This is a genomic window from Rhizobacter sp. AJA081-3, assembly GCF_017795745.1.
GTDB lineage: Bacteria > Pseudomonadota > Gammaproteobacteria > Burkholderiales > Burkholderiaceae_C > Piscinibacter.
In genome coordinates, this window is the sequence record NZ_CP059067.1 from 3,050,964 (window position 1) to 3,064,698 (window position 13,735).

The following is a 13,735-nucleotide window of genomic DNA, read 5'->3' on the forward strand; positions in this document are numbered from 1 at the left end:
GTGCGCCAGCGCACAGACGCTTCGGCCCGCGCCGCCGATCGTGATGCTGCGGCGGGTGCCACCCTCGCTGGCGGCAACCCCTTTCGAGAGCCCGACATGGAGTTCAAGGACTACTACGCCACCCTGGGCGTCGCGCGCACGGCCACGCAGGACGAGATCAAGCGCGCCTACCGCAAGCTGGCCCGCAAGTACCACCCCGACGTGAGCAAGGAAGCCGATGCCGAGGCACGCTTCAAGGACGTGGCCGAAGCGCACGAGGCCCTGATCGACGCCGAACGCCGCGCCGCCTACGACGACATCGCGCAGCGCCATGCCAGCGGGCGCCCCTTCGAGCCGCCGCCCGGCTGGGACAGCGGCTTCGAGTTCAGTGGCCGCGGTCAGCAAGGCACCGCGGGCCGGCATGCCGATGGCGCTGATGCACGAGATTTCAGCGCCTTCTTCGAATCGCTGTTCGGGCGCGCGGGCAGCGAGGGGCTGCGGCGGCAGGCCGCCAGCGCGATGCAGGGGCAGGACCACCACGCCAAGGTGTCGATCGATCTGATGGATGCCTGCCATGGCGCCCGGCGCACGATCTCCCTGCGCCGGCCGGTGGTCGATGCCGCGGGGCAGACCACGCTGCAGGAGCATCAGCTCGAGGTCGGCATCCCGAAGGGAGTGCGAGAAGGACAGCACCTGCGCCTGGCGGGCCAGGGCAGCCCGGGCCAGGGCGGCGCGCCGGCGGGCGACCTGTACCTGGAGATCCACGTGCTGCCGCATCCGCTGTTCCGGCTGGACGGGGGCGACCTGCATCTCGATCTGCCGGTCGCACCCTGGGAGGCGGCGCTCGGCGCCTCGGTCACCGTGCCCACGCCCGACGGCGCGGTGGAGCTCAGCGTGCCCTCGTCGTCGACCGCCGGGCGCCGCTTGCGCCTGAAGGGCCGCGGCCTGCCCGGCGCACCGCCGGGCGACCTCTACGCGGTGCTGTCGATCGCGCTGCCCCCGGCGCTCACCGAACCGCAGAAGCAGGCCTATGCCAGCTTCGCCGATGCCTTCCCCGGGTTCGACCCACGCACCGCACTGGAGGCTTGATGGCCACGCATGCACCCGAAGTCCGCACGGCGCACGGCGTCGTCGTCGAAGAGCAGATCGTCTTCACCCTGAGCGCGCTGTGCCGCGCCAGCGGCGCGCAGGCCGAGCAGGTGCAGGCCCTGATCGACGAAGGCCTGCTGCAGCCGACCGGCCAGCGCCCGGAAGACTGGCAGTTCAGCGGCAGCGCCTTGCGGAGCACGCGCACGGCGCTGAGGCTGTCCCGCGATCTCGAACTGGGCGTGTCGGGCGCGGCCCTGGTGATGGACCTGTTGAGCGAGATCGAACGGTTGCGCGCGCGGCTGCGATGCCGTTGATCCGCGAGGCACGCGTGCGCTGTCGAACAGACGCACCGCGTGGATGACCCTACAAGCGTGGTGACGCGGCGCCCGTCATTGATGCGCCGCTTTCATTCACACCTGAGGAACCGCATCATGAAGAAGCATCTTTCCAGCCTCGCGCTGGCCACCTCGGCTTTCGCGGCGACGCTGTGCGTCACGCCCATCGCCTCGGCCCAGATCGCCGGCGGCACCACCACCGTCGAGGCCAGCATCACCGAGTCCACTCAGATCGCCATGGGCTGGAGCGTCAAGAAGACCTTGCTGGGCAAGACGATCTACAACGACGCCGGCCAGAAGGTCGGCAAGGTGGACGACCTGATCATCTCGCCCGACAAGAACGTCTCGTACGTGATCGTCGGCGCGGGCGGCTTCATCGGCATCGGCCGGCACGACGTGGCCATCCCGGTGTCGCGTATTCAGAACCAGGCGGGCGAGCTGGTGATGGCCGGCGCGACCAAGGAGATGATCAAGGCCCTGCCCGAGTTCGCCTACGCGAACGACACCGCCCGGCGCGACCAGTTCGTCGCCGCGGCCGACAAGGACATCGCCAAGGGCAAGGCGAAGGTCGCCGACCTCGAGAAGAAGGCCGGCGCCGCCGCCACCGAAGCCAAGGCCAGGATCGACCTGCAGATCAGCGCGCTCCAGGTGGACGTGAAGTCGGCCGAGGCCAAGCTCGACGAGATGAAGCAGGCCACGGCGACGCGCTGGAAGGAGTTCGAAGCCGGCGTCAGCGCGGCCACCGCCCGCCTGCGCAAGTCGATCGACACCGCCACCGGCTGATCGCGCCGGACACCGCCTTCACCAACATCAACGCATCTCGAATGGAACTCTCATGAACAAGATCCTGGTCGCCATCTTCGACACCGAAACGGCCGCAGGCGCCGGCCTCCAGGCGCTTCGCGCCTTGCACGATGCGGGTGACATCACGCTGTACGCCACCGGCGTGATGGCCAAGGACGCGCAGGGCGTGATCACCGTCAAGAAGTCCATGGACCCGGGCCCGCTGGGTGCCGTCACCGGCCTGGCGGTCGGCAGCATGATCGGCCTGATCGGCGGACCGATGGGCCTGGCCGTCGGTGCCGTGACGGGCACGGTGGCGGGTGCCGTGCGCGACTTCTGGGTCGCCGGTGTGGGGCTGGACTTCATCGAGGAAGCTCAGTCCCGCGTGCTGCCCGGCAAGGTCGCGCTGGTGGCCGAGATCGAGGAGGAGTGGGTCATCCCCGTCGATTCGGCGCTCGAGGCCGTGGGCGGCCAGGTGTTCCGCCGCTCGCGCTCGGAACTCGCCGAGGCCCAGTTCGACCACGACATCGTCACGGTCAAGGCGGAGATCCGCGAACTCGAGTCCGAGGCCTCCCACGCCAGCGGCGCTGCCAAGACCCGGCTGCAGGCCCAGCTCGACGCGGCGAAGGCCCGCCTGGACACGGCCATGCAGCGGGCCCGGCAACGGGTCGAGACCCTCAAGCAGGAAGCCGATGCCAAGGCCGAATCGCTCAAGCTGCAACTGGCCCAGGCCCAGGCCAGCGCCAAGGCGAGGATCGAGGATCGTGTCAAGCGGGTGAAGAACGCCTACCACGCCCGGGGCGCCAAGCTGGCCCAGGCCTGGAGCCTGACCAAGGAAGCCTTGGCCGCCTGAGCCAGCGCAGGCTTGTCCACAGCGGCAGTGGAGAAGCCTGTGCACAACTGGTGGAATCAGCGCGGAGCCCCTTGTGGGGCCTCGCGCTGCGACGGTTCGCTCGTTTGGGCAGCAGCCCGGGCATCTCGACCGGGGCTCAGGCCGACTGCACCGCCACGATCCAGAGTTGCGCGCCTTGCATGGGCGTGGCGCTCCAGGTGACGTTGTAGGTCCCGGCGGCGCTGACCTGGCGCACCGCCACGGCACATTGCACCAGGGCCCCAGAGGCCAGCACGGAGTCGACGACGCTGAAGCCGTTGTCGGGCACCGCGGTCTTGTCGGACTGCACCCCGGCGTCGCCCCACCACCAGGCGACCAGCAGGGCCGGACCGGTGGTGGTGATGCTCGCACTGGTCAGCGGCGAGCCGGCCAGCACCTCGCGCCACTGCGCCGGTCGCACGAGCCCGCCGCCGGTGACCTCGATCACGCTGAGCGTGGTCTCGTCGCTCGGTTGCGGCTTGGCCGCGGTGACCACATGGCCGGCGCCGCCGCTGGCCTGCTCGCAGGCATAGAGCGCCGTGCCCGAGCTGGTCCACAAGGTGTAGGTGTGCGTCGTGCCGAGCTGCACGAAGGTGTTGCCCTTGTTGTCGGTCGGCGCGCCATGGGCCGACACCACGCCGCGGCCCACGCAGGCCAGCAGCGTGCTGCCGCCGGCTGCGGTGCTCAGGGCGGAGGTGGACAGCGGCGACACCGACACCCCGTCGCGGTTGAACACCAGCTGATGCGCGCCGAGGGCCGGCGCCCCGGGTGCAGGTGCAGGTGCAGGTGCAGGTGCAGGTGCAGGTGCAGGTGCAGGTGCAGGTGCAGGTGCAGGTGCGGGTGCGGGTGCAGGTGCGGGTGCGGGAGGGCTGGCAGCGGATCCGCCGCCACAACCGGCCAGTGTGGCCGTGGCCAGCAGCCACAATCGGCGCATGGCCGTGCGCCGGCCCTCCATCACCTCGGCCGCCGAGTGAGAACCGACGGTTTCCTTGTCGTTCAATCTGTGCTCCCGCAGTGGCCCGATTGTGGAACAGCGCACGAGCACGGCACACCCCGCGTTCGCAGCACAGGTGTTACTGTCATGGGCCCTTGCCCGGGCGCGACAATGCGGCCACCATCGCTGTCACTCGCAGAAGCTTCACCGCCCTTGCCCATGCTCAAGCTACCGACCCTGCTCGCCAGCGCCTTGTTCGCCACCGTGGCGCTGCCCGTGAGCGCTGCACCCGCCGACACTGCCAAGGCCACCGACCGTTGCGAGACGGAGGTCAGCGAGACGATTCGCCGCATGCGGGGCCGCGATGCGAAGGAAGTGCAGTTCCTCGCCGCCAAGCGCGTGGCGCTGCCCAGCGGCGACGACGAGACGGCCATCAAGGGCGAAGGCCGCTACAAGGGCACCGCCGGCAGCGTGAGCTTCACTTACAGCTGTGCCTACAACGCGGCGTCGGACGCCACCTCCGGCGTGGTCTTCCGCGATGCCGGCGCGACGCGCGCGGCGCCCGAGAAGGCTTTCGAGCCCGACCTCACCAACGTGTCGCCCGAGGCTTGCGAGGCCGCCGCGGCCGGTGCGCTGAAACGCCAGCATCCGCGCGTGGGCCGCATCAACTTCGGCGCCGATTCACGGCGCATGCAGCCGGGCACGAACGGCCGCGTCGAGCTCGTCGGCAAGGGCTCGGTGGAGCGCGCGCCGGGCATGAACCTGATCCCGTTCAGCTACCGCTGCCAGGTCGAGCCGCGCAGCGGCAAGGTGGTCGACATCTCGACCACCGAGTAATCAGGGCAGCAGTTCGGCCACCGCATCCCAGGCCTCGGCGGGAATGCGCCCTTCGAAGCGAGCGCGTTCGATGCCCTGCGCGTCGAGCACGACCGTGAACGGCAGCCGATTCGGACGCCGGCTCAGCGAATCAACGAAGCCGGCGTCGCCGGCCCACAAGCTGGGCGGGTTGAGCGCCGGGTCCTGCGTGGACTTCCAGGCCTTGTCGTAGGCCAGCAGGTCGTCGCGGCGCCGGTCCTCGCTGATCAGCACCAGTTCGAAAGGCTTGCTTCGCCAGCCCTGGGCGTTGGCGCGTAGCTCGGCCATCTTGGAGCGGCACACCGCGCAGTCGGTGCTCCAGTAGAAGAGCATGAGCACCTTGCCACGCTGCGCCTCGCTGCTGAAGGGCTGTCCGGCCAGGGTGCTGCCGCTCAGCTTGAAAGGCGCGCCCTCCGCCTGGGCGAACACGGCGAAGAGGCTCAACAGCGCCAGCGCCGCGGCGCGCTTCCAGATTCCGACCACTTGGCACTCCTGCGTGGGACCGTCCCACCGCGCTCGGTCGGCCGACGGCGCGCCGCCTTACCGGTCACCACGCTGCACGTGAGCTTGTGCGCAGGATTCGCCGCCGCCGCGGATCAGTTCACCGGCGTGAGCTTGGCCACCGACAGCGCCAGCCACTTCATGCCGTGGCGGCCGAAGTTGACCTGGGCGCGTGCGTCCTCGCCGCTGCCCTCGAGCGTGAGGATCACGCCCTCGCCGAACTTGGTGTGGAACACGCTCTGCCCGGTGCGCAGGCCGTGCGCGGTGCTCGTCTTCGGGGCCGACGGATAGCTGCTCGCCGGCCGCGGCTCGACGCGCCCCGCGCCGACGATCGAGCCCAGCCCCGAGCCGCGTTGCCAGGCCTGCTGGTACTCCCGCGCGAAACCCGAGCCGAAGCCCTGGTTGCGTGGCGTGATCCACTTCAGGCAGGCCTCGGGCAGCTCGTCGAAGAAGCGGCTCTTCACGTTGTAGCGCGTCTGGCCGTGCAGCATGCGCGTCTGGCTGAAGCTCAGGTACAGGCGCTTGCGCGCGCGCGTGATGGCCACGTACATCAGCCGACGCTCTTCTTCGAGTCCGTCGTGGTCGGCCAGGCTGTTCTCGTGCGGGAACAGGCCTTCCTCGAGGCCGGTGATGAACACCGCGTCGAACTCCAGGCCCTTGGCCGAGTGCACCGTCATCAGCTGGATCGCGTCCTGCCCGGCCTGCGCCTGGTTGTCGCCGGCCTCCAGCGAAGCGTGCGTCAGGAAGGCGGCCAGCGGCGACATGATCTCGCCGGTCTCGGCATCGGGCACCTGCTCGATCGCCGTGCCCTGCTCGTCCACCGGCAGCGCCACCGCGTCCTTGCCGAAACCTTCCTGCGTGACGAAGGCCTCGGCGGCGTTGACCAGCTCCTCCAAGTTCTCGAGCCGGTCCTTGCCTTCCTTGTCGGTCTTGTAGAAGTCCACCAGGCCGGAGGCGTGCAGCATGTGCTCGATGATCTCGCGCAGCGACAGCCCCTTGGTCGCATCGCGCATCGCGTCGATCAGCGCCACGAAGGCCTGCAGGTTGGCTCCGCCCTTGCCCGCCACCGCGCCGACGCTCTGGGTCAGGCTGCGTCCGCTGGCGCGAGCCGCGTCCTGCAGGAGCTCGACCGTGCGCGCGCCGATGCCGCGCGTCGGGAAGTTCACCACGCGCAGGAAGCTGGTGTCGTCGTTCGGGTTCTCGATCAGGCGCAGGTAGCTCAGCGCGTGCTTCACCTCGGCGCGCTCGAAGAAGCGCAGCCCGCCGTAGACCTTGTACGGCATGCCGGCGTTGAACAGCGCGCTTTCCAGCACGCGGCTCTGCGCATTGCTGCGGTAGAGCAGCGCGATGCTGCTGCGCGGGATGCCGTCGCGGTGCAGCTGCTGCGCTTCCTCGACGAACCACTGTGCCTCGGCGAAGTCGCTGGTCGCCTCGTGCACGCGCACCGGCTCGCCGGCACCGGCGTCGGTGGTGAGGTTCTTGCCCAGGCGCTTCTCGTTGTGCGAGATCAGCTCGTTGGCGGTGTCGAGGATGTTGCCGAAGCTGCGGTAGTTGCGCTCCAGCTTGATGACCTGCTCGACCTTGAACTCGCGCTCGAAGGCGCTCATGTTGCCGACCTGCGCGCCGCGGAAGGCGTAGATGCTCTGGTCGTCGTCGCCGACGGCGAACACCGCCGCGTGCGGGCCGGCGAACATCTTCAGCCAGGCGTATTGCAGCTTGTTCGTGTCCTGGAATTCGTCGACGAGGATGTGCGAGAAGCGCCGCCGGTAGTGGTCGCGCAGCGCCGCGTTGTCGCGCATCAGCTCGTAGGTGCGCAGCATCAGCTCGGCGAAGTCGACCACGCCCTCGCGCTGGCACTGCTCCTCGTAGCCCTGGTAGACCTGCACCATCACGCGGGTGAGTTCGTCGCGCACCTCCACGTCCTTCGGGCGCAGGCCGTCTTCCTTCTGCGCGGCGATGAACCACGTGACCTGCTTGGGCACGTAGCGCTCCTCGTCGAGGTTCATCGCCTTGATGACGCGCTTGACGGCCGAAAGCTGGTCGGCCGAGTCGAGGATCTGGAAGCCCTGCGGCAGCGCGGCGAGCTTCCAGTGCGCACGCAGGAAGCGGTTGCACAGGCCGTGAAAGGTGCCCACCCACATGCCGCGCACCGGCAGCGGCAGCATCGCGGCCAGCCGCGTGAGCATCTCCTTGGCCGCCTTGTTGGTGAAGGTCACCGCCATCACGCCGGCCGGCGAGACCATGCCGTTGCTGATCAGCCAGGCGATGCGCGTGGTCAGCACGCGCGTCTTGCCCGAGCCCGCGCCGGCGAGGATCAGCGCCGGGCGCGCCGGCAGCGTGACCGCGGCGAGCTGCTCCGGGTTCAGCCCGCGCAGCAGGCCGCCCATGTCGGGCGGCGGCGCGGCCGCCTCGTGCTCCTCGAACAGAGGAATCGCGGGGTCGTCGTGCGGGGCGTTGGAACTCATCGACACATTCTAGGTTCCGGCTCGTCACCGCCCTGGGGCGGCACTGCGGCGACACTGCGGGCATGTCCTGGTTCTCCACCCGCCCCTTCGCGCGCTCTGTCGCCCAACCCTCGCTCGGCCTCGCGCTGCAGGGCGGCGGCGCGCACGGCGCCTTCACATGGGGCGTGCTCGACGCGCTGCTCGAGGACGGCCGCTTCCCCATCTCGGCGATCAGCGGCACCAGCGCCGGGGCGATGAACGCCCTCGCGCTCGCCCACGGCCTGCTCCGCGGCGGTGCCGAGGCCGCGCGCGAATCGCTCACCGACTTCTGGCGCGCCGTCGGCACGCAGCTGCCCTTCGAGATGCTGATGATCGGGCCGACCGACAGCCCGGGCCTCGCCCCCGGCATGCGCGCACTGATGCACTGGACGCGGCTGCTTTCGCCCTACCAGCTCAACCCGCTCGGCCTGAACCCGCTGCGCGACGTGCTCGAGGCGCAGATCGACTTCGAGCGCCTGCGCTCGAGCCGCGCGCCGCGCCTGTTCATCGCCGCCACGCACGCGAGCACGGGCCGGCTGCGCCTGTTCGGCAATGCCGATCTGTGCGTGGAGGCCGCGCTGGCCTCGGCCTGCCTGCCCACCGTGCACCACGCGGTGATGATCGACGGCGAGCCCTACTGGGACGGCGGCTACAGCGCCAACCCGGCGCTGTTCCCGCTGGTGCGCTGCGGCGTGGCCGACCTGCTGATCGTCTCGCTCAGCCCGCTGGACTACGGCGAGGTGCCGCGCAGCGCCGAGGAGATCCGCGCCCGGGCGCTGGAGTTCACCTTCAACGCGAGCTTCCTGCGCGAGGCCACGCTGCTCGCCGAGGCCTGCGAGGAGGCGCGTGGCCCCGTCATCGCCTTCGGCCTGGGCGCAGGCCGCCTGGAGCGCCGCCTGCGTGCGCTGCGCACCCACCTGATCGATGCGCACGACGACCTGGGCGCGCTGTCGGCCGAGACGCGGCTGATCGCGCACCTGCCCTTCCTCGAACGTCTGCGCGACCAGGGCCGCGGGCGGGCGCAGCGCTGGCTGTCCGAGCATGGTGCGAGCGTCGGGCGCCGCGCCAGCGTGGACCTCGCGCGCCTGTACGCGCCGCCAGGCGCATCCGCGTAGAATTCGCCACCGGGCCCAAATATTGGCGCCCGGTTCGCATTTCTGGCACCGTCCGCGCCGACGGCCTCGCCGACGCACCGGGATTCCAAGTCAAGCGCTCGCATTCCCCTTCACGGAGCCGCTTCATGGAAATCTTCGACTACGACAACATCCTGCTTCTGCCGCGCAAGTGCCGCGTCGAAAGCCGCAGCGAGTGCGACCCCTCGATCGAGTTCGGCCCGCAGCGCTTCAAGCTGCCGGTGGTGCCGGCCAACATGAAGACGGTGGTCGACGAGCCGATCACCGAGTGGCTGGCCGCCAACGGCTACTTCTACGTGATGCACCGTTTCGACCTGGACACGCTGGCCTATGCCAAGAAGATGCGCGCCAAGGGCCTGCTGGTGTCGATCAGCTCGGGCGTGAAGCCGGCCGACTACCAGGTGATCGACCACCTGGCGCTGGAAGGCGTGGGGGCCGACTACATCACGATCGACATCGCGCACGGCCATGCCGAGAGCGTGCGCAAGATGATCGAGCACATCAAGCAGAAGCTGCCGAAGGCCTTCGTGATCGCCGGCAACGTGGCCACGCCCGAGGCGGTGATCGACCTGGAGAACTGGGGCGCGGACGCCACCAAGGTCGGCGTCGGCCCGGGCAAGGTGTGCATCACCAAGCTGAAGACCGGCTTCGGCACCGGCGGCTGGCAGCTCTCGGCGCTGAAGTGGTGCGCGCGCGTGGCCACCAAGCCGATCATTGCCGACGGCGGCATCCGCCACCACGGCGACATCGCCAAGAGCATCCGCTTCGGCGCCTCGATGGTGATGATCGGCTCGCTGTTCGCGGGCCATGAAGAGTCGCCCGGGCAGACCGTCGAGGTCGACGGCAAGCTCTACAAGGAGTACTTCGGCTCGGCCAGCGACTTCAACAAGGGCGAGTACAAGCATGTCGAAGGCAAGCGCATCCTTGAGCCGATCAAGGGCAAGCTCGCCGACACCATGCGCGAGATGCGCGAGGACGTGCAGAGCTCGATCAGCTACGGCGGCGGCACCAAGCTGACCGACCTGCGCAAGGTGAACTACGTCGTGCTCGGCGGCGAGAACGCGGGCGAGCATCTCTTGATGTAGTCCTTCCTGTCGCCGCGACAAACGGCGACACACGGTGTCATCGAAGCGGCATGCGCGGCAACGCGCAGGCAACGTGCCGCCCCTCCAATCGCACGGGCATGGCCGGCAAGGTGCCGGCCGCCCACAACGACACCTGGAAGGGATTGCCCGTGAGATTCACCCCCTGGATGGCCGCCGCGCTGGCCCTCGCCCCGCTGCTGCAGGCCTGCGGCGGCGGCAGCAGCGACGGCGGAGACGGCGCCGTGCGCCTGATCAACGCTGCCGACGGCTACAGCTCGCTCGACCTTTACTCGTCGGACACCTCGCTGAGCACCGCCGTGGCGGCCGACAGCGCCGGCGGCTACATCGCGCTGGGCGCGGGCACCTACACCTTCAAGCTCAAGCGCAACGGCTCGAGCACCACATCGAGCAGCAGCGACCGCACCGTGCTGGCCGACACCGCTCACACGCTGCTCGCCTACAGCACCAACGAGGCGCTGAAGACGGTGTTCCTCACCGACAACGAGGCCGCGCCGAGCTCGGGCACGGCCAAGCTGCGCGTGTTCAACGGCGCCGCCGAGGCCGGCGCGCTCGACGTCTACGTGACCGCCCCCGACGCCACGTTGGCGGAGAGCACGGCCACCGTCTCGGCGCTGGGCACCGAACGCATCGGCGCTTACAGCGAGATCAGCGCCGGCACCTACCGCGTGCGCATCACCGGCAGCGGCGACAAGAACGACCTGCGCCTGGACCTGCCTGCCGTCGCGCTGGCCGACCAGCAGATCGCCACCCTGGTGCTCACCGCGACGCCGGGCGGCGTGCTGGTGCACGGGCTGACGATCAACCAGAAGAGCGCGGTGACGGCACAGAAGAACGGCTCCGCGCGTGTGAGACTGGTCGCCGGCGCCGCCGCCAATGGCAACGCGGCCGCCACGGCGAACGGCGTGGTGCTGTCGGCCGGGCTGAAGTCACCGGCAGTCGGCAGCTACACGCTGGTGCCCGCGGGCGCCCTGGCGCTGACCGTGTCGCTCGACGGCACGGCACTGTCGACCGGCGTGACCACGCTCACCGCGGGCGCGGACAACACGCTGATCGTGACTGGCAGCGGCGCCGGCGGCACGGCCGTGATGCTGAACGACGACAACCGGCCCGCGCTGACCGCCGCCAACACCAAGCTGCGCCTGGTGCACGGCGTGGGCGGCCTGGCCAGCCCGGTGACGTTGACGGCCGACTACAGCGCCGTGGCCACCGATATCGCGACCAACACCGCGTCGGCGCCGGCCAGCATCGCGGCCAGCACGACGATGCGCCTGGAAGCCACCACGCCGACGGTGACGGGCTCGCTCTATCTGGCCACCGACGTGACGCTGCAGGCCGGCAAGGTCTATACGCTGTTCATGCTCGGCGACGCGGCCGCGCCGGTGGGCGTGCTGCGACGCGACCGCTGAAGCGGCAGCGCGGCGCCGTCGATCGGCGCCGCGGGCACGAACATATAGCCGTGCCCGCGAATCGTCTGCAAGTAGCGCGGTTGCGCCGGATCGGGCTCGACCCGCTTGCGCAGCCGCATCACGGCGACATCCACTGCACGCAGCAGCAGGCCTTCGGCGCGGCTGTGCGAGGCCGAGAGCAGCCGCTCGCGCGACACCGCCACGCCGGGGTTGGCCACCAGCTCGGCAAGCACCGCGTACTCGACGGTGCTCAGCACGTGGAGTTGCCCGCCCTGCACCAGGCAGCGCGAGGCGATGTCGAACTGCAGCGTGCCGATGGGCACCGGCGCCATCGCGAGCATCGGCAGCCCCGGCGGCACGATCGAACGTCGCAGCACGGCATGCACGCGCGCGAGCAGCTCGCGCGGCGAACAGGGTTTGCCGAGCAGGTCGTCGGCGCCCATCTCGAGGCCGAGCACGCGGTCGATCTCCTCGTTGCGCGCCGACAGCAGGATTACCGGCACACGGTCGCCCTCGGCGCGCAACCGCTGGCAGGCCTGCACGCCGCTCAGGCCGGGCAGCGCCGCGTCCATGATCACGAGATCGGGCCGGTAGCGATGGATGCGCCGCAGCAGTTCGGCGGCCGACTCCATCGGCGTGACGGTCAGGCCGTGCGCCTCGAAGTAGGCGCACAGCGCGTCGCGGTTGGCGCGTTCGGCGTCGACGATGTGGACATGGAAAGGTTTGTTCATCGCCGCATCGTCACGGCGCGGTGTTGCGGCGCTGTGCCCCAACATGTCTGAATGTGTCTGCGCCTCCCTTGCGCAGACACACTCGGGCCGCGACGGGGCTCGGTTCAGTCGGCCGTCATGCCGGGCCGATCGCCTGGCTCGGCAAGACGGCGCAGTTGCTGCGTGCTTGCGCGCGCCGGCGCAATCGCCACCGGGCAGCTGCCGGTCTGCAGGTAACCCAGCGCCGCACCGGTAAGCGCCTCGGCCGGGTCGCCGAGGGTGCCGGTGAAGGTGTCCGCCACCGCACAGGTGGGCGCGATGCCTGCGTCGTAGTCGGCCTGGCCGAGCGCGTTGTTGGAACGGAAGTTCACCGCGCTGAAGACGTTGCCGCAGGATTCGACCGGGCTGAAGCCGTAAGGCTTGCCGCAGCTGGTGCCGCCGACCGTCACCACCTGCGCATACGGGCTCAGCCCGTTGACGATCAGCTCGCTGGCCGAGCAGGTGCGCGGCCCGGTGATCACCACCACGCGGCTGAAGGCCGAGCCGGGCACCGTGGCCATCGTGAAGCTGGTGTTCGAACTCTGGTGCGCCGCGTTGTAGACGAGGCTGGTGAAGACCTTGCCACCATGCACCGCGCCGACGATCTGCGAGGCCAGGTGGTTGGCGGTCGAGATGCGCCCGCCGCCGTTGTAGCGCAGGTCGACGATCAGCTCGGTGGCACCATCGGCCTTGATCGCATCGAGCCGCGTTGTCAGCGCCGATTCGGCCTGGACGATGAAGTCCTTCAGCGCCACGTAGCCGACCTTCGCGCCGCTGCTGCGTGTCAGCGTGGCCGAGGTGGGCACGGGGGTGAGGTCGTACTCGGCCGCGGTCAAGGTGACACGCTGCGGCACGCCGGATCGCTCGATGTCCACGGTGACCTGCGTGCCCGCCTGGGCCGGGCTCAGCACGGCGAATCCACTGGTCAACAGAGCCGTGTCGGCCACGCCATTGATCGCCTTGATGACATCGCCGCGGGCCAGTCCGCCCAGCGCCGCCGGCGAATTCGGCTCGACCATGCGGATGCGCAGCGGCAACTGGCCTTCGAGGCCATTGACGAAGATGCCGTAGTCCATCGCCCGGCCCTCGGCGAAGAAGCGGTTGTAGGTCGCGGTGTCGACATAGTTGCTCCACGGGTCGACCGGGCCGCGGGCACCGGGATAGTTGGCGTACTTCAGCGCGTCGAAGTAGGCCGCCAGCGTCGGGTAGCCTGCCGGGTCCGGGTTGGGCGAGCTGCCGCTCCAGTAGTACCAGTCGAGCATGTAGCCGCGCAGCCAGTCCTTCTGGCTGGCCACGTCGCAGCTCGCGCTGCCGGCCGGGGCGCTGCCGCCACCGCCTCCGCACGCGGACAGCAGCACCACGGTCGCGGCCGTCGCCGCCCACTTCCAGCCTCGTTCGAACAACATCCTCGCGTCCTCGCTTCCATGCACGCCGGGCGCACCTTAGCAGCCCGGCACCACCACCTACAATCGAGCCCTCCCCGCCTTGCACTCTGTTTCACGGCCCCCGGC

General features: G+C 69.8%; 13 protein-coding genes. 8 read left to right on the plus strand and 5 right to left on the minus strand.

Features of this window, described 5'->3' with window-relative positions:
- Positions 1–96: 96 nt before the first annotated feature.
- The 4 genes from HZ992_RS14420 (at position 97) to HZ992_RS14435 (ending at position 3,039) form a co-directional block, all read left to right on the plus strand.
- Complete coding sequence (locus HZ992_RS14420) at positions 97–1,068, plus strand: DnaJ C-terminal domain-containing protein (RefSeq protein ID WP_209382530.1); 972 nt, start codon at positions 97–99, stop codon at positions 1,066–1,068.
- Positions 1,068–1,382: a chaperone modulator CbpM gene (locus HZ992_RS14425; protein WP_209382531.1), complete on the plus strand. Its 315-nt coding sequence runs from the start codon at positions 1,068–1,070 to the stop codon at positions 1,380–1,382. Before HZ992_RS14420 ends, HZ992_RS14425 begins: the two co-directional genes overlap by 1 nt.
- 117 nt (positions 1,383–1,499) lie before the next feature.
- A complete protein-coding gene (locus HZ992_RS14430; protein ID WP_209382532.1) occupies positions 1,500–2,186 on the plus strand; it encodes a PRC-barrel domain-containing protein in 687 nt (228 codons plus the stop codon).
- Between the two features lie 52 nt (positions 2,187–2,238).
- Positions 2,239–3,039 carry a DUF1269 domain-containing protein gene (locus tag HZ992_RS14435; RefSeq protein ID WP_209382533.1) on the plus strand — a complete coding sequence of 267 codons (801 nt, stop codon included), beginning with the start codon at positions 2,239–2,241 and terminating at the stop codon, positions 3,037–3,039.
- Positions 3,040–3,175: 136 nt separating this feature from the next.
- On the opposite strand, the gene HZ992_RS14440 is transcribed toward HZ992_RS14435, so the two are convergent.
- A complete protein-coding gene (locus tag HZ992_RS14440) occupies positions 3,176–4,057 on the minus strand; it encodes a hypothetical protein (RefSeq protein ID WP_209382534.1) in 882 nt (293 codons plus the stop codon).
- Positions 4,058–4,210: 153 nt separating this feature from the next.
- Here HZ992_RS14440 and HZ992_RS14445 point away from each other — a divergent pair, with 153 nt between their 5' ends.
- A complete protein-coding gene (locus HZ992_RS14445) occupies positions 4,211–4,828 on the plus strand; it encodes a hypothetical protein (protein ID WP_209382535.1) in 618 nt (205 codons plus the stop codon).
- Here the strand turns inward: HZ992_RS14445 and HZ992_RS14450 are convergent, their stop codons facing one another.
- Together HZ992_RS14450 and HZ992_RS14455 are read right to left on the minus strand one after the other, a co-directional pair.
- Positions 4,829–5,329, minus strand: a complete 501-nt coding sequence (locus HZ992_RS14450) for a TlpA family protein disulfide reductase (protein WP_209382536.1) — start codon at positions 5,327–5,329, stop codon at positions 4,829–4,831.
- A 113-nt stretch (positions 5,330–5,442) separates the two neighbouring features.
- Entirely contained in the window at positions 5,443–7,734 is a 2,292-nt protein-coding gene (locus HZ992_RS14455) for a UvrD-helicase domain-containing protein (protein WP_245213500.1), read from the minus strand.
- A gap of 140 nt (positions 7,735–7,874) precedes the next feature.
- Between HZ992_RS14455 and HZ992_RS14460 the strand changes: the two genes are divergently transcribed.
- From HZ992_RS14460 to HZ992_RS14470, 3 genes are all read left to right on the plus strand, one after another.
- Complete coding sequence (locus tag HZ992_RS14460; protein WP_209382538.1) at positions 7,875–8,945, plus strand: patatin-like phospholipase family protein; 1,071 nt, start codon at positions 7,875–7,877, stop codon at positions 8,943–8,945.
- A 125-nt stretch (positions 8,946–9,070) separates the two neighbouring features.
- Positions 9,071–10,048, plus strand: coding sequence for a GMP reductase (locus HZ992_RS14465; protein ID WP_209382539.1), 978 nt, complete (start codon positions 9,071–9,073; stop codon positions 10,046–10,048).
- A 149-nt stretch (positions 10,049–10,197) separates the two neighbouring features.
- Positions 10,198–11,475, plus strand: a complete 1,278-nt coding sequence (locus tag HZ992_RS14470) for a DUF4397 domain-containing protein (protein ID WP_209382540.1) — start codon at positions 10,198–10,200, stop codon at positions 11,473–11,475.
- Here the strand turns inward: HZ992_RS14470 and HZ992_RS14475 are convergent.
- Complete coding sequence (locus HZ992_RS14475; protein ID WP_209382541.1) at positions 11,412–12,206, minus strand: response regulator; 795 nt, start codon at positions 12,204–12,206, stop codon at positions 11,412–11,414. The two genes, HZ992_RS14470 and HZ992_RS14475, sit on opposite strands and share 64 nt — an antisense overlap.
- Before the next feature lie 104 nt (positions 12,207–12,310).
- The gene (locus HZ992_RS14480) at positions 12,311–13,630 is read right to left on the minus strand and encodes a S41 family peptidase (protein ID WP_209382542.1); all 1,320 of its coding nucleotides are present in this window, start codon (positions 13,628–13,630) and stop codon (positions 12,311–12,313) included.
- Positions 13,631–13,735 lie beyond the last annotated feature (105 nt).